This is a genomic window from Prauserella rugosa (assembly GCF_000719975.1).
Lineage (GTDB): Bacteria > Actinomycetota > Actinomycetes > Mycobacteriales > Pseudonocardiaceae > Prauserella > Prauserella rugosa.
This window is the reverse complement of sequence record NZ_JOIJ01000005.1, coordinates 42,672-64,123: the sequence shown is the minus strand read 5'-3', so window position 1 is coordinate 64,123 and position 21,452 is coordinate 42,672. Positions and strand designations below refer to the sequence as shown.

Below are 21,452 nucleotides of genomic sequence, written 5' to 3'. Positions count from 1 at the left end.
GCGCCCCTCAGCATCGGTCGGTGATCACCCCGAGTCTCCTCCCGAGACCGAGATCACACGGCGCCGGGTGACGCCCCGCGACGACAGCGCGCCGCGGGGCCCGCCCTCATTCCGCCGCGTGCTGCTCGCGCAGTTTGAACCGCTGGATCTTGCCGCTGGGTGTCTTCGGCAGGGTCTCCACGACGTGCACGCGCCGTGGGTAGGCGTGCGCGGCGAACTCCCGCTTGACCTGCTGTTGCAGCTCGGACTCGAGCTCGGGCGTCGGCTCCGCGTCCTGGCGCAACACGACGTAGGCCTCGAGGACCTCGCCCCGCAGCTCGTCCGGTGCGCCGATCACCGCGGCCTCCAGCACGGCCTCGTGCCCGACGAGCACGCTCTCGACGTCGAACGGGCCGATGCGGTAACCGGCCATGATGATCACGTCGTCGTCCCGCGAGGAGAAGTACAGCCTTCCGTCCTCGTCCTGGTAGGCCGTGTCGCCCGTGAGATACCAGCGGCCGTCGGCGGTGAACCGCTCCGCGGTGCGCTCCGGGGCACCCGCGTAACCGCCGAACCACATCATCGGGCTGCCCTCGACATCGATCGCCAGGCGACCGACCGTGCCCGGCCGAACGGGTTCGTCGGCGTCGTCGGCGAGGACCGCACACGACCATCCCGGCAGGGCGAACCCCATCGACCCGGGCACCACATCGGCCTTGAGCTCCGGCTTCCACAGGTTGCCGACGACCATGCCGTGCTCGGTCTGGCCGTAGTGATCGCGCACCTCGGCCCCGAGCGCGTCCGACGACCAGCCGACCACCTCGGGCGTCAGCGGCTCGCCCGCCGACGACGCGCACCGCAGCCGCACCGACGTGCCCGCCTCCGACTGCTCACCGCGAAGGGCGCGGTAGATCGTCGGAGCGGCGGCGAAGTTGGTGACCCCGAAGGTCTCCAGCACCCGCCACGTCAACGCCGGGGAGAACCCGGCGTGCAGCAGGATGCTCGTCCTGCCGAGGGCCAGCGGCGCGAGGATGCCGTAGTACAGCCCGTACGCCCAGCCCGGGTCGGCGGCGTTCCAGAACACGTCGTCGGGCCGCACATCCAAGGCGTCCAGCAGGTAACGCTCCATCGAGGCGAGTGCCCGCACGGGCACGGGCACGCCCTTGGGCGTGCCGGTCGTGCCGCTGGTGAACAGCAGCACGAGCGTTCCGTCCCCGCCGACGCGAACCGGTTCCGCCGCCGGGGCGTCGTCCGCGGCCGCGAGCGCGTCGTCAAGGCGCTCCCGTCCCGGGGTCGTCGGCACCGCTCCGCCGACCTGGAGCACCCGCCTGCCCGCGTCGGCGTCGAGCTTGTCGACCTGGTCGGCGTCGGCGACCACCACGCGGGCGTCGCCGCCGTCGAGCCGCATCTCGATCGCGGGCCTGGCGAACGCCGTGAACAGCGGGATGTGCACGGCACCGAGTCGCCAGATGCCGAGCAGCACCGCGGGCAGCTCCGCCGACTTGCCCATCAGCACGCCCACGGCGTCGCCTCGCCGGACCCCGCGCTCGGCCAACACGGCCGCGATCCGCGTGGACCGGGTCGTCAGCTCGCCGAACGTCAACTCCCGTGTGCTGAGGTCGTCGCCGACGATCCGGAACGCCACGGCCTCGCCCGGATGCCGATCACACAGCAGTTCGGCCGCGCACGCGTCCTCGGCGCGATACTCCGCTCGCCCGTACTCGACCTGCCCGTACTCAGCCTGTCCGCCGTCCTGCACCGCCTGACCCGGATTGACCATGTTCTCGACTCCTTCGTCGCATGTCTGCTCCCCGCCGAGCTTCTCCACCCCACCACGCTCCGGCTACGTTCTTCCGTGGGTAACGCGGTTCCCGGGCTCCGGCGACGGGCACGGGACGATCTCGACGACGAGAGGTGGTGGTGGCCGTGTCCTCCGCAGCCGCGCCGGCCGACGCACTCGACGAGCTCGACCGGCTACTGGCCCCGAGCATGCGCACGCTCCGCGCCTCGTGCGGGGTGGACCTGACGTTCGGCGGGCGTACCGAGGCCGGCTCGGCCGACGCGATCACCATCCGGCATCTCGACGGCCACCTCGGCCACAGCCTGCGTGACCTGCGGGTCCGCACCGGCTGCGGGGTCGGAGGGAAGGCGCTGGCCCTCGGCAGGCCGGTCGTCGTGCGCGACTACTTCAACGCCGCGCACATCGTGCACACCTACGACGGTGCCGTCGCCCCCGAACGCATCGAGACCGCGTTCGCCGTGCCGATCAGGGCGGGCGGGGCCGTTGCGGGCCTGCTGTATCTCGCCCAGCGCGCCGACGTCGCCCTCGGCGACCGGATCGTGCACCGCGCCGTGGAACACGTCCGCCGCCTCGAACAGGATCTCGCCGTGGGCATCGAGGTCCGCAGGCGGATGGCCGCCTACGACGACGCCGTGGCACGTGACGGGCGGGTACTGGCCGACGTGCGCAGGGAGCTGGACGACACCATCGGCCGCGTCGACGACCCGGCCGCACGGCAACGCCTGCAGCAGCTGTCCGACCGTCTGCGCCGGCTCGCCCACGGACATGCCGAACCGGCGGGAGTGGGCGCCGGCGTGCTGTCCGCGCGGGAGCTCGACGTGCTGCGGCTCGTCGCGACCGGCGCCGCGAACAACGACATCGCCCGAGACCTCGGGCTGACCCCGAACACCGTCAAGGCCTACCTGCGCAGCGTGTCCCGCAAGCTCGGAGCCGCCAACCGCACGCACGCCGTCCGCCTCGCCCGCGACGCGGGGCTGCTGTGAGCAACGCCGCGGCAACTCCGGCGACGAGCACGGCCCGCATGATCTCCGCGAGGCGATTAGGTTGGGCTGTGCCAGCCGGTTGTCTAGGTGGGAAAGGCTCTCGATGGATCTGAAGGTCGGTTACAAGGCGTCGGCGGAGCAGTTCGGGCCGCGCGACCTGGTCGAGTTCGCGGTGCACGCTGAAGAGCAGGGACTCGACTCGGTCATGGTGTCGGACCACTTCCTGCCCTGGCGGCACGAGGGCGGCCACGCGCCGTTCGCACTGTCGTGGATGTCGGCGGTCGCCGAACGGACGCACCGGGTGCAGATCGGCACCAGCGTGCTGACCCCGACGTTCCGCTACAACCCCGCGGTGATCGCGCAGGCGTTCGCCACCATGTCGTTGCTGTCGGGCGGCCGGGTGATCCTGGGCGTGGGCACCGGCGAGGCGCTCAACGAGATCGCGGTCTCGGGCCGCGAATGGCCGGAGTTCAAGGAACGCTTCGCCCGGTTGCGCGAGTCGGTCCGGCTCATGCGTGAGCTGTGGACGAGTGACAACGTCTCGTTCGAGGGCGACTACTACACGCTGGTCGACGCGAAGATCTACGACCGTCCCGACACCCCGGTCCCGGTGTACATCGCCGCGGGCGGGCCGGTGGTGGCCAAGTACGCGGGCCGCGCGGGTGACGGATTCATCTGCACCTCCGGCAAGGGCATGGAGCTCTACACCGACAAGCTGCAGCCCGCCGTCGCCGAGGGCGCCGCCGCGGCCGAGCGGGACGCCGCGGGCATCGACCGGATGATCGAGATCAAGATGTCCTACGACCGCGACCCCGAACGCGCACTGGAGAACTGCCGGTTCTGGGCGCCGCTGTCGCTCACCCCCGAGCAGAAGCACTCGGTGACCTCCTCGGAGGAGATGGAACGGCTGGCCGACGAGCTGCCCATCGAGCAGGTGGCCAAGCGGTGGATCGTGGCCTCCAGCGCCGACGAGGCGATGGAGCAGATCCAGCCCTACCTCGACGCCGGCTTCAACCACCTGGTGTTCCACGGACCCGGGCACGACCAGCGCCGTTACCTCGGCCAGTTCACCGAGGACGTGCTGCCCCGGCTGCGCGGTCTCGCCTGACGCTCCCCCGGGTGGCTCCCACGGCGGGTGGGAGCCACCCGGTTTGTCCATAATGGACTCCCCGGGTTGTGTTAGCGTCGATCTTGGATGGCGACGACGCCGCGGGCGCGGCACGCCCGGACGAGGAGCTGACTGACGTGGAGAACAACGCGGCCGACACGCCCACCGACGGCAGGATCCTGGTGGTGGGCGCGGGAGCGATGGGGTCACAGATCGCGATGGCGTGCGCCCTGGCCGGATACCGGGTGCGCCTGCACGACATCGCCGAGGAGAGCCTGGAGAAGGCGCGCGCGAACCTGACCGGCGTCATGGAACGCAGGGTCGCCAAGGGTCGGCTCTCGCAGGCCGAGTCCGATGCGGCGTTCGCCCGACTCGAATCGACCACCGACCTGGACGGCGCCGCCGTCGACGCCGACGTCGTCATCGAGGCCGCGGTCGAGAAGCTCGAGGTCAAGCAGGACCTGTTCGCCCGGCTGGACACGTTGTGCCCCTCGCACACGATCCTCGCGTCCAACTCGTCGAGCTTCGTGCCCTCCGCGATCGGCGCACGCACCGAACGGCCCGACCGCGTGTGCAACCTCCACTTCTTCAACCCTGCGCTGGTGATGAAGTGCGTCGAGGTGGTGCGTTCGCCGGACACGTCCGACGCGACGATGGATGCGGCCGTCGCACTCGTCGAACGGCTCGGCAAGGAAGCCGTGGTGCTCAACAAGGAGATCAACGGCTTCGTCGCCAACCGCATCCTCGGCGCGCTGCGCGACGAGGCGGTCGCACTCCTGGAAGGCGGATACGCCTCCGTCAGCGACATCGACAAGGCCTGCCGCACGGCACTCGGCCATCCCATGGGCCCGTTCGAGCTGCAGGACATGACCGGCCTGGACATCGGCCACGCCGTCAAACAGGGCCGGTACGCCGAGTCCGGCGACCCGGCCGACCAGCCACAACGCAGCCTGGCCGAACGCGTCGAGGCAGGCCATCTCGGCCGCAAGACCGGACAGGGCTGGTACCGCTACGACTCGGAGGGCAACAAGCTCGGCGAGGCATGAGGCCGCCGTCTGCCGACGCGGCGCCGGCCCGCAGGGCCGAAGAACCCTGCGAGCCGACGTCGTCCCCTTCCCGGATGGGCCGGCTCAGCCGACTCCCTCAGGCCTGAGCGCCGAGGTCCGCACGTCCGGCTGTTCCGGCACCTCGACGTCGTGGAGCCGCGGTTCGCTGCGCGCCCACGCGCCCGCCTGCAACCGGGCGCGGATGATGCGGGCCGCGTGCGGGTTCGCGCTCGGCTCGGCGGGGCGGTCGAGCCCCACCGACTTCCCTGCTCGCAACGCCTCGACGAACCGCACCACCGCGGACGGGTCCGGCAGCGGCTCGGTACCGAACCAGGCACGAATGAGCAGGTCCTCGCCGGAATGCGTCTCCGCGCCGAGCGCCCAGCCGGTGCGCCCGTCCCAGACGAGCGCCACCTCTCGCTCGGGCAGACCCGGTAACCGGCCGTCGAGCGCGATGTAGGCGGTCGCGGTCACGTCGTCCACGTCCGACCAGGTGGACGCCGCTTCGACGCCCAAACCCGCGGCAACCGCCTCGACGTAGCGGCGCAGTCCCCGCTGCGCGCTGTCCAGGTCCATCGACGCGAGCCCTCCGGCCGCGACCTCCCGTCCCGCACCGTTGGCGGCCTGCACCGCGTCACACACGGAGTCGTACCAGGACACCGCGTTGACCGGCGCCACCAGGCCCATGATCCGCCGCACCTGCCGGTTCCCGACGACCAGCACACGACGCTCCTCGGCCTGCGCCCTCCTGCACGCGTGCAGCACCGCCTCGACTCCAGCGACAGCGCAGAACTCGACACCCGACATGTCGATCACGAGATGCGGAACCCGGCGTTCGGCCGCCGCGGCCAGTTCCCGGCTCAACAGCGGGGCGGTGAGCAGATCGAGTTCTCCACTCACCTCGCAGATCTCGATGTTGCGCCCATGACGAATACGGCGGAAACGCGCGTACTGTGCGGAAGATTCACTCTCCGAACCGCCGGAGCCGACAACGATCTCATGACTCATAGATTGATTTTCTCCCCCGTGGACAAAGGTGCCCTGGATACCTCACCCGGATCCGGAACCCCGAACGGATCGATCACTACAGAACGGCGGCACCTTCTTGACCGCGCCTCCATCAAGGTAGCCCGACAGACCGGACTTCGCATCACTCTTTCGGACGTACCTCACGAGTAGTTTTCGCAGGTGAGCAGCATTCCTTGATCGCTCGTGGACGTCGAAAATTCACCAACATGACCGCGGCGTTAATGCCACCGCCCCGCGCGTCGAACCCACCAGGAACCGCACGCAAGAATGCAAATGCCGGCGTTTGGTTTTTCAGCGATACGCATAGTTGATAAACGATCGGTAACTCTACGGAGTCGGTTGAACACACATCTCGCCAGGCGTCGAACCTCGAACCAGGAAGGCGTTTCATCGCTCATACGAGCGCCACCCGCGTGTGGGTGCGGAGGGCCGGACAGGGAACGTCCGGGCGGCACGGACGAACCGGCCTCCTCCGGGCAGGCCACGCTTCGTGATCAGCGGCGGTTACGATGCGGCGCGTGACCATCCACGACGATCACGACCTCTTCGGCGACCTCGACGCGAACGCGTTGCCCATGCGGCAACAGCGCATCCTGGCGACGATCCGCGACTGGGTGGTCCGCTACGGCTATGCACCGAGCACGCGCGAGATCGGCGACGCAGTCGGACTGCGGTCCGCGTCCTCGGTGTCCCGGCACCTCGCGGCGTTGGAGGAGAAGGGATTCCTGCGGCGGAGCCCTTCGGTCTCCCGCGCGGTCGACGTCCGCACCTTCCTGCGCGGCACCGCCGACCAGGAATCCCAGGACGAATCGGTGCCGGTGCCCGTCGTCGGGGACATCGCCGCGGGTACGCCGATCACCGCCGAGGAGCACGCCGACGACACCCTCTCCCTGCCGCGCGAACTCACGGGCCGCGGCACCGTGTTCGGGCTGCGGGTGCGCGGAGAGTCGATGATCGACGCGGCGATCTGCGACGGCGACATCGTCGTGGTCCGCCGCCAGCCCGAGGCACACTCCGGCCAGATCGTCGCCGCCATGATCGACGACGAGGCGACGGTGAAGGTCTACCGCAAACGGGGTGGGCACGTGCTGCTCGAGCCCCGCAATCCCGACTACGACGTCATCGACGGCGACGAGGCCGTCATCCTCGGCGTGGTCGTCTCGGTGCTGCGCAACGTGTGACGACCACGCCGCGGGTCAGCGCCGCACGCGGCGGCGGTGACTGGTGTCGCAGAACGGATACCTGCGGCTGCGGCGGCACGCGCAGATCGCCACCACGAACCGGTCGGAGTCGACGACGGTGCCGTCCTCGAGAGTCATCCGGACCGGCCCCTCCACGAGCAGCGGACCGTCCCGGACGGCCGTCACCGCTCTGCGGTCCTGAGCCCGGTGTTCATTCGGTTCGGTCGGCACGGATCACCACCAACTCCTCGTCCCGCTGTCCCGGCGCGAGAAAACCCTTACGTTGCAGCATGTCGGCACGCGCGCGCAACACCGGACCGAACGGCAACGTCTCCCTGTCGACCACCGCGGCCTTCATGCCGAGGCCGCGGAGCCGCAGCAACGTGGCATCCACATCGGACAGTTCGGACTGCACCATCAGCAACGACCCACGTGGCGTCAGCAGATGTGGACACCGGTCGCACAGCCGGTCGATGATCGCGCGCCCGTCCCCACCGGCATCCCACGCACGGGCGAGGCCGCGCTCGGGAACCCGCTCCGAGGACGACGGCACGTAGGGCGGGTTGGCCAGCACCAGGTCGAACGGCTGCTCGTAGGCGCACTCCAGTGCGTCACCACCGACCACGCGCACGGGAAGTCCGCGCAGCCGCGCGTTGATCCGGGCGTTCAACCGGGCCTGCCGGGAGACGTCGACGGCCGTCACGTGGCGCGCTCGCTCCGCCGCGGCGGCCACGGCGAGCGCACCCGTTCCGGTGCCGATGTCGAGTACGCGCCGGGACTCCGAAAGGCGGGCGTCGCGCAACGCACGTCTGAGCAGCCACGTGTCACCTTGCGGGCGGTAGACGCCCGGAACTCGCAGAATCCGCATGACACCAGGGATTTCCCGACGCCGCGCCGCGAAACGGATCACCTCGCCCACGTGAGTTTCGCCCACATCGCGTTTCGGCCGGTGCGGAAACGGCAACAGTCTCGAGGTGCACCGTGGCAGCCCCGAAGGATCTGCCACGAGAAACCAGTCCTGCCGTGCAGCCGACGAACGGGAGCCGTATGCAGCCGACCGCCACCGAGCCCGCCACCGAGCCCGACGCCCTGTCCGCGACCCTGCCGCGTCCGCGTGGCCCGCTGTCGGCCGCCGTCGTCGACACGCTGTCGGGCGCGGGCACGCGCGCGCTGGCGTCCGGGTCGGCCCGGAAGGCCGACCCGTTCGGCGACGATCTCGCCATGGCGCTGCACACGTGCTACGAGCTGCACTACCGGGGGTTCCGCGGAGTCTCGCCCGACTGGGAGTGGAATCCGGAGTTGCTGGCCTTCCGCGCCGAGCTCGAAGCGGTCTTCCTGGACGCACTACGCGAGGCGACGTCCGGCACCGACGACGTCTACGGGTTGCTGGAGGAGCTGCTCGTCGAGGAGGTCCCGGGCGACGGTGTTTCCCACCACCTGTCCAGGGAGGGAACGTGGGAGCAGCTGCGTGAGTACTTCGTGCACCGCTCGATCTACCACCTCAAGGAGGCCGATCCGCACGTCTGGGCGGTGCCGAGGCTCCGTGGCCACGCGAAGGCCGCGTTCGTGGCGGTCGAGTTCGACGAGTACGGCGGTGGCCACGGCGACCGGGTGCACTCCCGCCTGTTCGCCGACCTGCTCGACGCGGCGGGCCTGTCGTCGGAGTACCTGCACTATCTCGACGTCGCCGCCGCGGAGCAGCTCGCGATCGTCAACCTGATGTCGATGTTCGGCCTGCACCGGCGGCTGCGCGGAGCGCTCGTCGGCCACTTCGCGGCCGCGGAGATCACCACGGCTCCGAGCGCGGCGCGGCTGGTCACGGCTCTGCGACGGCACGAGGCACCCGAACCGTGCGTGCACTTCTTCGCCGAGCACGTGGAGGCCGACGCGGTACACGAGCAGATCATGCGCAGGGACGTCGTCGGTGGGCTGTTGCGGGACGAACCGGACCTCGCGGCCGATGTGGCCTTCGGGATCGAGGCCACCGGCCTGCTGGAGGGCAGACTCGCCGACCGGCTGCTCGGCGCCTGGCGCGACGGCCGCACCTCCCTGGTGCCCGTGGAGTACTGACCGCGGAAGCACTCACCCGGGAGTACTGGCCCGTGGAGTACTGACGGTCACCCAGTTTCCGGGGCCCGGTGTCCGTGGGGCGCCCGGCCACTGCGCCCCACGGACACCGGGACGGCACGCTCACTCGCGCTTCATCGCGTCCTGCGCGGTGCCCGCCATCTTCTCGACGCTGTTGGGCAGTTCGGTGGTGCCGTAGAACCGTGCGTCCGGATGCGTCGGCGGCGGCATCTCGGCGCTGGTCGTCGGGCCGTCGTGATAGCTGAACTCGCCGTTGCCGTCCGGAGTCGCGCCCGATGCCCACGACCCTTCGGACGCACGCTGGCCGTCGCTGAAGTTCTGGTACTGGTACGAGACCGGTGTGTGTTCCTTCGACTGCGGGAAATTGCTGGGCACGGGCAGCTTCTCGGTGCCCTCGTCACGCAACTCCGCGGCCGCGGCCAACCACTGGTTTTGATGCATGGTGTCGCGGGCGAGAAGGAACGAGATCATGTCCCGCACTCCCGCGTCGTCGGTCATGTGATAAAGCCGGGCCACCTGGGTTCGCCCCTGCATTTCCGCATTCGCGTTCGCGGTGAAATCGGCGAGCAGGTTTCCGCTCGCGGTGATGTAGGTGCCCTGCCACGGATTGCCCATGCTGTCCACGGGACGTGCGCCGGCGCCGGCGACGATCGCGTGTTGCAGGTCGGTTCCCCCGATCACGGCCGCAACCGTCGGATCGGACTGCACGGCCTCCTCGGTCACGCCGACGGGAGCCTTCTCCAGCAGCTGGGCAATCATCGTCGCGAGCATCTCGACGTGGCCGAACTCCTCGGACCCGATGCCGAAGACGAGATCCCGGTACTTGCCGGGCGTGTGCATGTTCCACCCCTGGAACATGTACTGCATCGCCACCGTGATCTCGCCGTACTGCCCGCCGAGCACCTCCTGCAGTTTCCGGGCGTACACCGCGTCCGGTTGGTCGGGTGTGGCATGGAAATGCAATTCCTGCTTGTGAAAGAACATACTTCTGCCCACTCGTCTGATGTTGGGGACTGCGCCCGCTCGTGCCGTCCGGTCGTGCTGTCCACTCGTGACGGACCGGTGACGCCGGTATGCCCGTCCGTGCACGCCGCGAAACGACCGCGGTGACCGCGGGAGGTTCGCCGTAATCCGTTTCTGCGGTAACCGATTGAGGAGCGCTCGATCGGGAACCCTCCGCCCACGCGAACACGACGTCTACGCGGAAGGCTCGCCGCAATGAACCAACCCGCGAAGAACCAACCCGCGAAGAACCCGCCGAGGCGCGTCGTCGTAACCGGCGCGACGGGCAATCTCGGCACGAGCGTCGTAGAAAAACTGGCTGCCGATCCCGACATCACGTCAATCACGGGTATCGCACGCAGGGAGACCGATTACGCGGTGCCGAAGTTCGACCTCGTGCCACTCGACCTGGCGACGGCAGACGACGCGCAGCTCGACTCGGTGCTCGCCGAGGCCGACGCCGTGGTCCATCTGGCGTGGTCCTTCCAGCCGACCCGCGACCCGGCCACCACGTGGCGCATCAACGTGCTCGGGGCGATGCGGGTGTTCGAGTCGGTCGCGCGGTGCGAAGTGCCGGTGCTCGTCCACGCGTCCTCGGTGGGTGCCTATTCGCCGGGGCCGAAGGACGAACCGGTCGACGAGTCCTGGCCGACCCACGGCTGGCCGTCGGCGGCCTATCCGCGGGAGAAGGCCTACCTGGAACGGGTACTCGACGACCTCGAATGTCGCCGTCCCGAACTGCGCGTGGTGCGGATCAGGCCCGCGTTCGTCTTCCAGCGCGCCGCGTCGGCCGAACAGCGGCGGATCTTCGCGGGGCCGCTGCTGCCGGGACGTCTGGTGCGGCCCGAGTTGATTCCGGTGGTCCCCGACATCCCGGGCCTTCGGGTGCAGGCCGTGCACGCCGACGACGTCGCCGAGGCGTTCCGGCTCGCCCTCCACAACCCGGTGTCGGGTGCGTTCAACGTCGCCGCACAACCTCCGGTCGATGCGACCGTGCTCGCCGAGCTGCTGGGCGCCTCCACCGTGCGGATTCCCGCGTCGGTCGTACGGGGTGCGGTCGCGGCGGCGTGGCGCCTGCACGCGGTTCCGGCCTCGCCCGAGCTGTTCGACACGGTGATCCGCCTGCCGCTCATGGACGTCACCCGCGCCGAGCGCGAACTCGGCTGGCAACCACGGTTCAGCGCGTCCGAAGCGCTGTCGGAGTTCTTCGAGGGGCTGCGGGACGGATCCGACGAGCACCGGCGCAACACGCCACGGCTGCGCTCCCGCATCCCCGGTGGCCGCCTCCGCGAGTTCGCCACCGGAGTGGGCGGCACCCCGTGACGCCGTGACGCTCACCTCCGCCCCGTGCGGAAAGGACGCCTGGGAAACGCCGCCTTGGTAGCTTCTTTCCGTGCGAGGAGACGGGCTCGGGCAGGCGCATCAGCCCGGTCCGTGTGAGCGCCATCTGCTGGCGGCCTTCCGCCGCGGTGCCTCGCTGCTGCGGGCGGCGATCATCGGCGTGTGCGGAACGTTCGGCCTGATCGCCACCCACGGTCACGCCGGTGAGGTGCTCGTGCCGCTGATCGCCGCGGCCACCGCGGTACCTCTCGTGCAGGCCTGGCACCGCGACCGCGCACCCCGCACGTTCGTCGCGGCCGACGTGCTCGTGGCCGTGGGACTCGGCCTGGCCGAGCTGACGCAGCCGTACGAGCAGGTCGCAGGCGGCTGGGTGCTGGCCGCGGTGTCGATCACCGCCGCGGCGTGCCGGTTCGAACGGCCGGACCGGCCACTCGCGAGTGTCGGTATCGCCGCGGCCGCGATCACGTCGTATCTGGCCGCGGCGGTCATCGCCGAGGGCTCGGCGCCGATGCCCGAGACAGTGCACCTGATGGCGCAGACCGTCCTGGCGTGGGTGGCGATGTCGTTGCTGCGGCGTGCCGCCCGGTTGTGCGACGCACTCATCGACCACGTCGCGCAGCGGCGGGCGACGGCCGCGGCGGCCAAGGCACGGCACGCCGCCGACCGCGCCCACCTGGCGATGCTGCACGACACCGCCAGCACCACGTTCCTCATGGTGTCGACCGAATCCGGCGACGAGTTCCCCTGGCTCCGCGCCCAGGCCGCACGCGATCTGGACCTGCTGGCGCCGCAGACCGCGGCGTCCGATCACGACGTCGACCTCGCCACGCTGCTGCGCTCGCTCCGCGGACAGCACGGCCTCCAGGTCGACGTCGTGGCCCCCGACCGGCTGGTGCTGCCCGCCCGCCCGGCGTTGGCCATCCTCCACGGGGCGCGCGAGGGACTGACCAACGTGCGACGCCACTCCGGTGACACCCGGCCCCGGCTGTCGGCACGCGAACAGGACGGCACGGTGCTGGTGGAGCTCGTCGACCGCGGGTGTGGATTCGACCCGGCGACGGTGCCCGCACACCGGCAGGGTCTGTCCTCGTCGATCCGTGCTCGCGCGGCGGACGCCGGACTGCGGGCCGAGGTGCGTTCCGCGATCGGTGCGGGCACCAGCGTGACATGGACGTGGTCACGTGACTGACCTCGGAATGCGCAGCGCCGTGTACGTCCGGCGCAGGCTCGTCGCCGCGGCTCGCTGGATGCTGCTGGCGGTGGCGCTCGTCGTGCAGTTCGGCAGCAACGCCGCGCTGCTGGTCGGCACCACCCCGATGTCGCCGGTCGAACTCGGCGGCTACGTCGCGCTCGGGATCGTGGGGGCCGGCGCGGCCGCCGCGCTCACCCTGCGCCGGTCGATACCCCGTTGGTACGCGGCCGGAGGGTGCGTCGTGCTGCTCGCGTGCGCGGGTGCGCTCTCGGCCGATCTGCCGCCAGAGGGAGCATTGCGTGCCGGGCACTGGTCGCTCGGACTGATCGGCTGGTACGGACTGGTGCTGCTGTTCGGCCTGCCGCCCCGGTGGGCGGGCCTGCTGCTCGGCGCCGTCGGGGTGCTCTACACGGTGCCGGTCGTTGCCGAGAACCCCACGACGACGGGACTGGCGAACCTCGGGGTCGGCCTCGGATCGGTACTGGGCCTGCAGTTCGCGGTGGCGCTGGGGTCGCACCTGCTCGCCGGCATCGCGCGCCGGGCTCAGGCCACCGCCGACGAGGAACAACAGGTGCGGATCGAGGAGGAGACCGCCGCGGCCGTGGCCGCCAACCACGAACGCCGCTACGCCGACCTGCGCGAGGCGACCATCCCGCTGCTGCGCGGGCTCGCCGACGGTGAGCTCGACCCGCGTGATCCCGTCGTCCGGCAACGGTGCGCGGTCGAAGCGGCCCGAATGCGCAGGCTGTTCGCCGAGCACGCCGATAGCGGCGACCGGCTCGTCCACGAACTCGGAGGGATCATCGACGTCGCGGAACGGCACGGCGTCTCGGTGCATCTCACCGTGCGTGGAGCCCCGACAGCGCTGCCCGACAACGTGCGAGCGGGCCTGCTGGGACCGATCTCCGAGGCGCTCGTCACCGCGGACGGGGACGCCAAGGTGACCGTCCTGCACGCCCCGGACCACGTGCGGGTCGCCGTGCGCTGCGACGCACCCGGCCTGCAGCTGCCCCGCGACGGGTCCGGCGAGGTCGAGGTCGTCGAATCGACGAGCGGCGGACAACTCTGGTTGGAGACGTCATGGCAATCTCGGTAGTGGTGATCGACGACCATCCGGCGATCACGGCAGGCATCCGCGCCTGGTACGCCCAGGCCACGCCCGCGATCGAGGTCGTCGCCGAAGGCACCACCCCCGACGTCGCGTGGTCCCCGCCCGGCGACACCGCCGACGTCGTGGTGCTCGACCTCAACCTCGACGGCACCGCCTCGTCGTACCAGCACACCGTGCGACGGCTCGTCGACGCGGGCAGGCGCGTGATCGTCTACACGATGCGCGACGGCCAGGACGTGGCGATGTCGTGTCTGGACCTCGGTGTCGCGGCGTTCGTGACCAAGGCCGAGGGCCACGAGCACCTCGTCGCGGCCACCGTCGCGGCGGCCGAGAACCGCCCGTACCTGCCGCCCGCGCTCGCCGGCGCCATCGCGGCCAACCGGGAGCCGCTGCGCCCTCAGCTGTCGGAACGCGAGCGCGAGGTGCTCGAACTGTGGTTCCAGTCGGAGTCGAAACAGCTCGTGGCCGACCGCATGAACATCACGCCGCGGACCGTGGGCACGTATCTGGACCGGGTGCGGCTCAAATACGCCAACGTGGGCAGACCCGCACCCACGAAGGCCGCGTTGCTCGCCCGCGCGGTGCAGGACGGCATCGTCGACCTCGGAGAACTCTGATCGTCACCTGCTGCTCACCGTGAGTGGTGAGGGTTGTTCGCACGTCACCGATTCGTCCGATGTTCGCCTACTCTCCGTGCTGCGGATCATGGGGAGAGCAGGGGACGAGATGGACAACGTCATCGGCAGTGCGCTGCGACAGGCGAGATCGGCGCAGGGCATGTCGTTGCGTCAACTCGCACGTGCGGTGCATTTCTCCCCCGGTTATCTGTCCAAGGTGGAGAACGGCGCCAAGATCCCGTCCGTGGAACTCGCCGTCGCCTGCGACCGCGTGCTGGGCATCTCCCCGCCCATCGCGGACCTGGCCAAGCGCCTTCCCCGCAGGCGAAGGCCGGTCGCCCACCCGGACACGGTGGTGCCTGCACAGCTGCCACACGCCCCGTCCGGTTTCTTCGGCCGGGACACCGAGCTCTCCGCGCTGACGGAGTGGGCCCGCGCCGAGCCGCGTGGTCCGGAGCTGCGATGCCGCGTCCTCACCGGCGACCCCGACGCGGGCAAGACCGCCCTCGCCGTCTACTTCGGACATTCGAGTGCGGATGTGTTCCCCGACGGGCAGCTGTATCTCGATCTGCGGGGCAGCACCGCAGGCCCGCTGTCGGTGCAGGCCGCGCACGTCCGCCTGTTGCGTGGGGTCGGCGTCGGGACCGGGTCGATCCCCGAGGACCCGGACGAGGCACTCGCGATGTACCGCTCGCTGACGGCGGGACGCCGGCTGCTCGTGGTGCTCGACGACGCGGCCGACGCCGACCAGGTGCGTCCCCTGCTGCCGGGTGGGGGCACGTGCGCGGTGCTGGTGACGAGCCGGCACCGCATGCCCGACCTGGTGGTCCGCGACGGAGCTGCCGAGATGCGGATCGGCCCGGTCCCCGACACCGCAACCCGCGACGCACTGTGCGCAGGACTCGGCACGGCACGCGTCGCGGCCGAGCCCGCGGCGACGAGCGCGCTCATCGCCGCGCTGGACGGTGCGCCACTCGCGATCCGCACCGCCGTGGCCAGGCTGCGCGACGAGCCGTCCCGAACCATCACGGGCTACCTGGCCGCGTTGCTCGCCGGCCGGGCCGCCGAATCCCCCACGCTGCGCACCCGAGCGCACCGGCGCCCGGAGATTCGGCGGCCCCGGACCCTCACCGGGTGAGGATCACCCGAGGTCGGCCAATTGCGGGACGACGGGCGCGATGTCGTCGATCCACTGAGCGGGCTTGCCCGCGGGCGGCATGATGTACGTCGCGTGCACGCCCAGCTCGACGTACGGGTACATGCTGCGCACGAACTCGTCCCGGCCGGTCTGCGTGGCCTCGGGCGAACCGGCGAGCACGGTCTTGCGGATCTCGTCGTAGTCCCTGCCGACGTCGTCGCAGTGCCTGCGCAGCACGCCGAGCTTGTGCGCCACGTCGTCCGGCGAGGAGGCGAACAGGTTGCAGGCGTCCGCGTACTGCGCGACGAGCCGCAACGTCTTGCGCTCGCCGCCACCACCGATCAGGACCGGGGGCGTGCGGATCGGCTGCGGCATGCACAGCGTCTCGGCGAGCTGGAAGTGCTTGCCCTCGAACGCGCCGTTGTTCTCGGCGTCCCACATCTGCTTGCAGATCCGGAGGGTCTCCTCCAGGCGCTCGAACCGTTCGGCCACCGGCGGGTACGGCACGCCGAGGCCGTGGTGTTCGCGTTCGTACCAGGCCGCACCGATCCCGAGCACCGCGCGTCCTCCGGAGAGCACGTCGAGGGTCGAGACGGTCTTCGCCAGCAGGCCGGGGTGCCGGTAGGTCACGCCGGTCACGAGCAGCCCGAGGTTGATGGTCGTCGTGTTCGCCGCCATGAAACCGAGACTGGTGTATCCCTCGAGCATGTTGGCCTCGGCGGGCAGTCCGGTCGGCTCGATCTGGAAGAAGTGGTCCATAAAGGACAGCCAGGTGGCCCCGGCTTCCTCGGCTGCCGGACCCACCCTGGCGAGTTCGCCCGCGATGGCCTCCGTACCGCCGTCGATGTCGAAGATCGGAAGATGAAAACCCAGCTCCATGAATGCCCTCTGTCGTCGCGGATCCGAGGTGTACGGCCGGGTCCACCCTACGCCGAAATCCCCGTGCGCACCTGGCACGAACGACTCAGCCGAGCGCCGCCTTCCTGCGCTCGTGGAACCGGGCCACCCGCATCCGGTTCCCGCAGACCGCCGGATTGCACCAGCGCCGATTCGGATGCGAGGGCAGGAAGATCAGGATGCAGAAGTCGGCGGCACAGTTGCGGATCCTGGTCACGGCCGGATCGGCCACCATGCCGGCGACCGCTTCCGCGAGTTCGGCGACGATCCTCGTACCGGGACCGCCGTCCCTGACCGACCGCAGCGTCCGGTCCGCGGAGAGCTCGTGGCGGACCGGCGCGGCCCGCATCGCCTCGTTGAGCGCGGCCAGGTCGGCCCCGGCGGGGCGCCTGCCCTCGCGAGCCCGGGCGATGAGCGCGGACGCGTGGTCCCTGAGCTCACGCACCGCGGCCAGATCCTTCTTCGTCGGCGCGTCGATCAGCGAGGGCGGCAACGTGGGCAACCGATCCCGTTCGCAGTCCAGCCAACGACGCAAACCGGCCAGATCGGACAAGAAGTCGAGGTCCTGCCCGGGGAGTCGCGCTCGAGTGTTCACCAGATCGAGCGCGAGAGGCTCCCCCACCAGCGGTCCCAGCTCGGCCATGTGGTTAATGGTAAATCCAAACATTGACCCATTAATGCCGCAACGCTAACGTGAATCCGTCGCCCGCCGCTGTCTGCCGTGCAGGGGGAGGCAGACAGCGGCCGCGCATCGGAGTGGCGCGCCGGGCGTCATCTCGTGCATGCCGCACTCAAGGGGTAGACTGGCATGACGTTACGCGTCGTGTTCACGCGCGAGGATCTGCAGCGCGTGCGCATCGCCGACCAACCCGACCTCATGTGGGAACTCGTGCAGAGTCTCCACCAGGTCCAGGAACGCGTTCCGGCGCCGCACTATGCGACATGGCACAGAGAGTGTTCGCCCGGCGCCCCGCTCCGCCGTGGGTCCGCGAACTCGCAAGAGGCGACCGGCGCGCACTGGCCGATCTGGCGGCGGCACTGCACGGCGCCTACGAACTCCTCGTCCGTCCACAGTGGCCACACGTGCGGGAGGATGTCGTGGCCGAGCGCGCCCGCAGACAGCGCATGCTCGCCTGGGGTGGCGTCGGCGAGGCACTGACGTCCCTTCCCGGTGTTGTCGGCTGGGACGGCGAGGTGCTGCGGGTGCGCTACGCGGTGGACAAGACCCTGCACCTCGGTGGACGCGGCATCACGTTCGTACCGAGCCACTTCTGCTGGCCGAATCCGATCAGCTTCATCGACCCGGAACTTCCGCCGACACTCGTGTATCCGGCGGAATCGTCGGCGACGCCGGCCACGGGCCAGACGGTGGAGGTCGACCCGCGGCGGCTCGAGTCGCTGCTCGGCCCGAACCGTGCGGCGTGTCTACTCGCCCTTCGCAGGCAGTACTCCACGAGCGGACTGGCCGAACGCGTCGGCATCTCGGTGGGCAGCGCCAGCAAGCAGACGGCGACGCTTCGGGAATCCGGCCTGGTCGTCAGCGAACGCCAAGGCAACACCGTGCTGCACCGCATCAGCGCTCTCGGCGAGGCGGTCGTCGCCGGCCGACTCGCGCCGGAGCAGTAACCACCACCCGGCACGGACCTCTACCCGGGACGACGGCAGCCGCCGTGGCCCGACCGGAAGGCCGGACCACGGCGGCGAGCCGTCCTGCGTTTGCGTGCTTACCGTTCAGCGCTTCTGCACACCGGGCTTTCCGGACTCGACGACGAACGAGGCGTCGGTGCGCAGCGGCGCCTTGTCGTCCTTCTCGACCCAGTCCACCACCTGGTAGTCGGCGGCGAAGGTGTCCTTGCCGACCCGGCAGGACACGTAACCACGGCGGTCGCAGTGGTACTTCGTGTGCGGGTTCTCGGCGGTGATGACATCGCCCGGGTCGTTGGTGCCCGTGCCGTCGCCGTTCGACGTGATCGACGTCGTCACGAATTCCGTTGCCAACACGGGGGTTTCGGGCTTCTCGAAGTCGCGGCGCAGGTCGTTGACCCAGTGCTTGTGCACGTCGCCGGTGAGCACCACGACGTTGTCGATGCCCTTCTCCTCGACGTATCCGAGGATGCGGTCACGCGAGGCGCGGTAGCCGTCCCAGCCGTCGTTGTAGCCGCCCGGGTCCGCACCCTCGACCTCGTCCATGCTGGCGAAGTAGATCTGCTGCGGCACGACGTTCCACGTCGACCGCGATTCCGACAGGCCCTTCTCGAGCCATTCGTGCTGCTCGTCGCCGAGCATGTTCGTCTTCCATTGGTCCGGACCGGACACCTGCGACTCGTCGTCGTACGGCTGGTCGTCGCGGTACTGACGCGAGTCGAGCACGCTGAACGTGGCCGTGGAACCGTAGGTGAACCGGCGGTACAGCGGCAGGTGCGTGTCGACCGGCTTGCGGAACCGGCGCAGCGGCATGTGCTCCCAGTACGCCTGGTAGGCCGCCGCCCTGCGCTTGGCGAACTCCTCCTCGCTGCCGTTGCCCTGGCCGGGGTCGGTGTTCTCCGGCGTCAGGTTCGCGTAGTTGTTGTCGGTCTCGTGGTCGTCCCACGTGACGATGAACGGCGACACCGCGTGCACGAGCTGCAGGTCGGCGTCGGTCTTGTACTGGGCGTGGCGCTGGCGGTACTCGCCGAGCTCGTTCATCTCGTCGCCCGCGTGGGTGCGCACGTCGCCGTTCTCGCCCGCGGCGTACTCGTACAGGTAGTCGCCGAGATGGAAGACCACGTCCGGACGCTCGGCCGCCATGTGCCGGTAGGCCGTGAAGTAGCCCTGTTCCCAGTTGGAGCACGAGGCGAAGGCGAAGTGCACCTCCGGCGAGCTTCCCGGGGCGGGCGCGGTGCGGGTGCGGGCGGCCGGGGAGAGCTCACCGCCGGCGCGGAACCGGTAGTAGTACTCCCGGTGCGGTTCGAGGCCGCGCACGTCGGCGTGCACCGTGTGCGCCTCCTCCGGAATCGCCCGCTCGGTGCCGCGCTTGACGACCTTCGAGAACTTCTCGTCGAGCGCGATCTCCCATTCCACCGGGACGACCCGGCCGGGCATGCCGCCGTCGTGGTCGAGCGGCTTCGGGGCCAGCCGCGTCCACAGCACGACGGCGTCGGGCAGCGGGTCGCCGGATGCGACACCGAGGGTGAAGGGGTCGGACAGCTTCCGCGACGGCGCCGCGAGCGCGGGCGACACCGAACCGGACGCGCCGAGCAGCACCGCGCCCGCGCCGACACCGGCGAGACCGCCGAGGAAACCGCGGCGGGACACCGATCCGGACGTGGGGTTGGCATCGTGTGGCGGGAACATCGAACCTCCTGGGAACAGGGTGGTCGGGTGCGTCGGCCAGGCAAGCAGCGCGCCGTGAACGGAATGTGGCCGTGCGGAAGTACCGGGTGAACGCTGCGGCGCAGGCGCCCTCCACACCGGACAAACGACACATAGAGGTCGGAATCCCGCCCTGTGGCGCGGGATCCGTGGCCGAGATGGCGCGGACTGCGGGCCGGCGGCCGTCGTCAGTTCAGGACGCGGTCGACGAGGTCCACCCACCCGGACTCGAGTCGCTCGAGCGACATGCCGCGCTGGGCGACGAGATGCCGCACGAGTGCGCTGTCGAGATAGCCGAGCAACGTGTGCCCCAGCAGCTCGGGGTCACCGGACGTGCCCGACTCACGCAACAGCATCGTGAGGTGCGTGTGCCGCACCCGGATCGACGGCGTGAGGTAGCGACGTTCCGGTTTCCCCTCCGCCGCGAGGTACAGCTCGAGGTGGGCCTGGTCGTGCCGCAGCGCCTCGGCACCGAAGGCGACGAGGCGGTCCCTCGGGGCAGCCCCCGGACCCAACGGCGGATCACCCTGGAGGAATCCGGACTGGAACCGCACTTCCACGTGATCGAGCAGTGCCTGCAGCAGTCCGACGCGGTCGCCGAACCGGCGGAAGACGGTGCCCTTGCCGACCGCGGCGGCGTTGGCGACGGCGTCCATGGTCAGCTGCTCGATGCCGTGTTCCTCGGCCAGTCGCGCCGCCGCGGCGAGCAGTCTGGCGCGGTTGCGAACGGCGTCCGCGCGCAGTCGCGGTTCCTCGCCGATCGGCGTCAGCGGCAGCACTCGTCGCTCGGGCACAGCCGTTGACGATAACGTCCCGTCGACGGCTCTGCGCAGGCGTTCCCCGCCTCGGCCCACGACGCACGGTTGCGTGGACCACTCTACGTGGACCCTGGTCCGTTTAGCGTGCGCGCCGAATGACATGATCCCGACTCGTCAGTACGACTCCGTACGGAACGCATCGTCGGGAGGCCCCACCATGTCCGCTGAGATCCTCACCCTCGTCGGCAGCCTGCGCGCCGGTTCGCACAACCGGCAGCTCGCGGAAGCCGCACTCAAGCTCGCGCCCGCGGACGTCACGCTGACCCTGTTCGAGGGCCTCGGCGAGGTGCCGTTCTACAACGAGGACATCGACACCGACGAGACGCTGCCCGAATCCGCTGCCCAGCTGCGCGCCGCCGCGGAACGCGCCAACGCGTTCCTGCTGGTCACGCCCGAGTACAACGGCACCATGCCCGCGGTGCTGAAGAACGCCATCGACTGGCTCTCCCGCCCGTGGCAGGCGGGGGCGATGCTGGGCAAGCCGGTGGCGGTCGTCGGCACGGCACTCGGTCAGTACGGCGGCGTGTGGGCCCACGACGAGGCGCGCAAGTCGGCCAAGATCGCAGGCGGCACGGTGGTCGACGACGTCACGCTCGACATCCCGGGCTCGGCGAACCGCTTCGCCGAGGCGCACCCCTACACCGACGCCGAGGTCACCGAGCGCCTGACCAAGGTCCTCGACATGCTGAAGAACGCCGCCGCCTGACGACCACCGGCGGGACACGCGGGTCCGAGGACACGCGTGTCCCGCACGAGCGTTCGTCGTCGCG

General features: G+C 70.2%; 21 protein-coding genes. 12 read left to right on the top strand and 9 right to left on the bottom strand.

The window, feature by feature from the left end; translation table 11 throughout:
• Nucleotides 1–106: 106 nt before the first annotated feature.
• Complete coding sequence (locus IF64_RS0108785; RefSeq protein ID WP_051757665.1) at nt 107–1,759, bottom strand: AMP-binding protein; 1,653 nt, start codon at nt 1,757–1,759, stop codon at nt 107–109.
• A 146-nt stretch (nt 1,760–1,905) separates the two neighbouring features.
• Between IF64_RS0108785 and IF64_RS0108780 the strand changes: the two genes are divergently transcribed.
• The 3 genes from IF64_RS0108780 (at nt 1,906) to IF64_RS0108770 (ending at nt 4,917) form a co-directional block, all read left to right on the top strand.
• The gene (locus tag IF64_RS0108780) at nt 1,906–2,763 is read left to right on the top strand and encodes a helix-turn-helix transcriptional regulator (protein WP_030531540.1); all 858 of its coding nucleotides are present in this window, start codon (nt 1,906–1,908) and stop codon (nt 2,761–2,763) included.
• 103 nt (nt 2,764–2,866) lie between these two features.
• A complete protein-coding gene (gene fgd / locus IF64_RS0108775) occupies nt 2,867–3,871 on the top strand; it encodes a glucose-6-phosphate dehydrogenase (coenzyme-F420) (RefSeq protein ID WP_030531539.1) in 1,005 nt (334 codons plus the stop codon).
• Nucleotides 3,872–3,954: 83 nt separating this feature from the next.
• Nucleotides 3,955–4,917 (top strand): 3-hydroxyacyl-CoA dehydrogenase family protein, encoded by a 963-nt coding sequence (locus tag IF64_RS0108770; protein ID WP_211252548.1) that lies wholly within the window; start codon nt 3,955–3,957, stop codon nt 4,915–4,917.
• An 84-nt stretch (nt 4,918–5,001) separates the two neighbouring features.
• Here IF64_RS0108770 and IF64_RS25990 read toward each other — a convergent pair whose 3' ends face one another.
• Complete coding sequence (locus IF64_RS25990) at nt 5,002–5,925, bottom strand: DUF6292 family protein (RefSeq protein WP_084705742.1); 924 nt, start codon at nt 5,923–5,925, stop codon at nt 5,002–5,004.
• Between the two features lie 596 nt (nt 5,926–6,521).
• Between IF64_RS25990 and lexA the strand changes: the two genes are divergently transcribed.
• Nucleotides 6,522–7,127 carry a transcriptional repressor LexA gene (lexA, locus tag IF64_RS0108760; protein WP_428829417.1) on the top strand — a complete coding sequence of 202 codons (606 nt, stop codon included), beginning with the start codon at nt 6,522–6,524 and terminating at the stop codon, nt 7,125–7,127.
• A gap of 15 nt (nt 7,128–7,142) precedes the next feature.
• Here the strand turns inward: lexA and IF64_RS0108755 are convergent, their stop codons facing one another.
• A complete protein-coding gene (locus IF64_RS0108755) occupies nt 7,143–7,358 on the bottom strand; it encodes a CDGSH iron-sulfur domain-containing protein (RefSeq protein WP_030531535.1) in 216 nt (71 codons plus the stop codon).
• Nucleotides 7,339–7,995, bottom strand: coding sequence for a HemK2/MTQ2 family protein methyltransferase (locus tag IF64_RS0108750; RefSeq protein ID WP_030531534.1), 657 nt, complete (start codon nt 7,993–7,995; stop codon nt 7,339–7,341). The genes IF64_RS0108755 and IF64_RS0108750 overlap by 20 nt, the downstream gene beginning before the upstream one ends.
• A gap of 179 nt (nt 7,996–8,174) precedes the next feature.
• Here IF64_RS0108750 and IF64_RS0108745 point away from each other — a divergent pair, with 179 nt between their 5' ends.
• A complete protein-coding gene (locus IF64_RS0108745) occupies nt 8,175–9,197 on the top strand; it encodes an iron-containing redox enzyme family protein (RefSeq protein WP_051757595.1) in 1,023 nt (340 codons plus the stop codon).
• Between the two features lie 120 nt (nt 9,198–9,317).
• Here IF64_RS0108745 and IF64_RS0108740 read toward each other — a convergent pair whose 3' ends face one another.
• On the bottom strand, nt 9,318–10,199 hold the full coding sequence (locus tag IF64_RS0108740) for a manganese catalase (protein ID WP_030531532.1): 882 nt from the start codon (nt 10,197–10,199) through the stop codon (nt 9,318–9,320).
• A 234-nt stretch (nt 10,200–10,433) separates the two neighbouring features.
• On the opposite strand from IF64_RS0108740, the gene IF64_RS0108735 reads away from it, so the two are divergent.
• From IF64_RS0108735 to IF64_RS25980, 5 genes are all read left to right on the top strand, one after another.
• Complete coding sequence (locus IF64_RS0108735; RefSeq protein WP_036876090.1) at nt 10,434–11,540, top strand: NAD-dependent epimerase/dehydratase family protein; 1,107 nt, start codon at nt 10,434–10,436, stop codon at nt 11,538–11,540.
• A 70-nt stretch (nt 11,541–11,610) separates the two neighbouring features.
• Nucleotides 11,611–12,747 carry a sensor histidine kinase gene (locus tag IF64_RS25985; protein WP_051757593.1) on the top strand — a complete coding sequence of 379 codons (1,137 nt, stop codon included), beginning with the start codon at nt 11,611–11,613 and terminating at the stop codon, nt 12,745–12,747.
• The gene (locus IF64_RS0108725) at nt 12,740–13,846 is read left to right on the top strand and encodes a hypothetical protein (protein WP_145600469.1); all 1,107 of its coding nucleotides are present in this window, start codon (nt 12,740–12,742) and stop codon (nt 13,844–13,846) included. Before IF64_RS25985 ends, IF64_RS0108725 begins: the two co-directional genes overlap by 8 nt.
• Nucleotides 13,831–14,478: a response regulator gene (locus IF64_RS0108720; RefSeq protein WP_030531528.1), complete on the top strand. Its 648-nt coding sequence runs from the start codon at nt 13,831–13,833 to the stop codon at nt 14,476–14,478. Before IF64_RS0108725 ends, IF64_RS0108720 begins: the two co-directional genes overlap by 16 nt.
• Nucleotides 14,479–14,566: 88 nt before the next feature.
• Nucleotides 14,567–15,616 (top strand): helix-turn-helix domain-containing protein, encoded by a 1,050-nt coding sequence (locus IF64_RS25980; RefSeq protein WP_145600471.1) that lies wholly within the window; start codon nt 14,567–14,569, stop codon nt 15,614–15,616.
• A 3-nt stretch (nt 15,617–15,619) separates the two neighbouring features.
• On the opposite strand, the gene IF64_RS0108710 is transcribed toward IF64_RS25980, so the two are convergent.
• Together IF64_RS0108710 and IF64_RS0108705 are read right to left on the bottom strand one after the other, a co-directional pair.
• Nucleotides 15,620–16,495 carry an LLM class F420-dependent oxidoreductase gene (locus IF64_RS0108710; RefSeq protein ID WP_030531526.1) on the bottom strand — a complete coding sequence of 292 codons (876 nt, stop codon included), beginning with the start codon at nt 16,493–16,495 and terminating at the stop codon, nt 15,620–15,622.
• 85 nt (nt 16,496–16,580) lie between these two features.
• A complete protein-coding gene (locus IF64_RS0108705; RefSeq protein ID WP_030531525.1) occupies nt 16,581–17,156 on the bottom strand; it encodes a CGNR zinc finger domain-containing protein in 576 nt (191 codons plus the stop codon).
• A 299-nt stretch (nt 17,157–17,455) separates the two neighbouring features.
• On the opposite strand from IF64_RS0108705, the gene IF64_RS0108700 reads away from it, so the two are divergent.
• Nucleotides 17,456–18,139, top strand: a complete 684-nt coding sequence (locus IF64_RS0108700) for an ArsR/SmtB family transcription factor (RefSeq protein WP_051757587.1) — start codon at nt 17,456–17,458, stop codon at nt 18,137–18,139.
• A gap of 105 nt (nt 18,140–18,244) precedes the next feature.
• Here the strand turns inward: IF64_RS0108700 and IF64_RS0108695 are convergent, their stop codons facing one another.
• Entirely contained in the window at nt 18,245–19,846 is a 1,602-nt protein-coding gene (locus IF64_RS0108695; protein ID WP_030531523.1) for an alkaline phosphatase D family protein, read from the bottom strand.
• Between the two features lie 206 nt (nt 19,847–20,052).
• Nucleotides 20,053–20,658 carry a TetR/AcrR family transcriptional regulator gene (locus tag IF64_RS0108690; RefSeq protein WP_030531522.1) on the bottom strand — a complete coding sequence of 202 codons (606 nt, stop codon included), beginning with the start codon at nt 20,656–20,658 and terminating at the stop codon, nt 20,053–20,055.
• A 181-nt stretch (nt 20,659–20,839) separates the two neighbouring features.
• On the opposite strand from IF64_RS0108690, the gene IF64_RS0108685 reads away from it, so the two are divergent.
• The gene (locus tag IF64_RS0108685; RefSeq protein WP_030531521.1) at nt 20,840–21,388 is read left to right on the top strand and encodes an NADPH-dependent FMN reductase; all 549 of its coding nucleotides are present in this window, start codon (nt 20,840–20,842) and stop codon (nt 21,386–21,388) included.
• The last annotated feature ends 64 nt before the right edge of the window (nt 21,389–21,452 follow it).

Coding starts and splice junctions, on each gene's coding strand:
- IF64_RS0108745 (WP_051757595.1), top strand. CDS start 8,175: ATGCAGCCGACCGCCACCGAGCCCGCCACCGAGCCCGACGCCCTGTCC.
- IF64_RS0108695 (WP_030531523.1), bottom strand. CDS start 19,846: ATGTTCCCGCCACACGATGCCAACCCCACGTCCGGATCGGTGTCCCGC.
- IF64_RS0108710 (WP_030531526.1), bottom strand. CDS start 16,495: ATGGAGCTGGGTTTTCATCTTCCGATCTTCGACATCGACGGCGGTACG.
- IF64_RS0108720 (WP_030531528.1), top strand. CDS start 13,831: ATGGCAATCTCGGTAGTGGTGATCGACGACCATCCGGCGATCACGGCA.
- IF64_RS0108740 (WP_030531532.1), bottom strand. CDS start 10,199: ATGTTCTTTCACAAGCAGGAATTGCATTTCCATGCCACACCCGACCAA.
- IF64_RS0108700 (WP_051757587.1), top strand. CDS start 17,456: ATGGCACAGAGAGTGTTCGCCCGGCGCCCCGCTCCGCCGTGGGTCCGC.
- IF64_RS25980 (WP_145600471.1), top strand. CDS start 14,567: ATGGGGAGAGCAGGGGACGAGATGGACAACGTCATCGGCAGTGCGCTG.
- IF64_RS0108685 (WP_030531521.1), top strand. CDS start 20,840: ATGTCCGCTGAGATCCTCACCCTCGTCGGCAGCCTGCGCGCCGGTTCG.
- IF64_RS25990 (WP_084705742.1), bottom strand. CDS start 5,925: ATGAGTCATGAGATCGTTGTCGGCTCCGGCGGTTCGGAGAGTGAATCT.
- lexA (WP_428829417.1), top strand. CDS start 6,522: ATGCGGCAACAGCGCATCCTGGCGACGATCCGCGACTGGGTGGTCCGC.
- fgd (WP_030531539.1), top strand. CDS start 2,867: ATGGATCTGAAGGTCGGTTACAAGGCGTCGGCGGAGCAGTTCGGGCCG.
- IF64_RS0108750 (WP_030531534.1), bottom strand. CDS start 7,995: ATGCGGATTCTGCGAGTTCCGGGCGTCTACCGCCCGCAAGGTGACACG.
- IF64_RS0108785 (WP_051757665.1), bottom strand. CDS start 1,759: ATGGTCAATCCGGGTCAGGCGGTGCAGGACGGCGGACAGGCTGAGTAC.
- IF64_RS0108735 (WP_036876090.1), top strand. CDS start 10,434: ATGAACCAACCCGCGAAGAACCAACCCGCGAAGAACCCGCCGAGGCGC.
- IF64_RS0108705 (WP_030531525.1), bottom strand. CDS start 17,156: ATGGCCGAGCTGGGACCGCTGGTGGGGGAGCCTCTCGCGCTCGATCTG.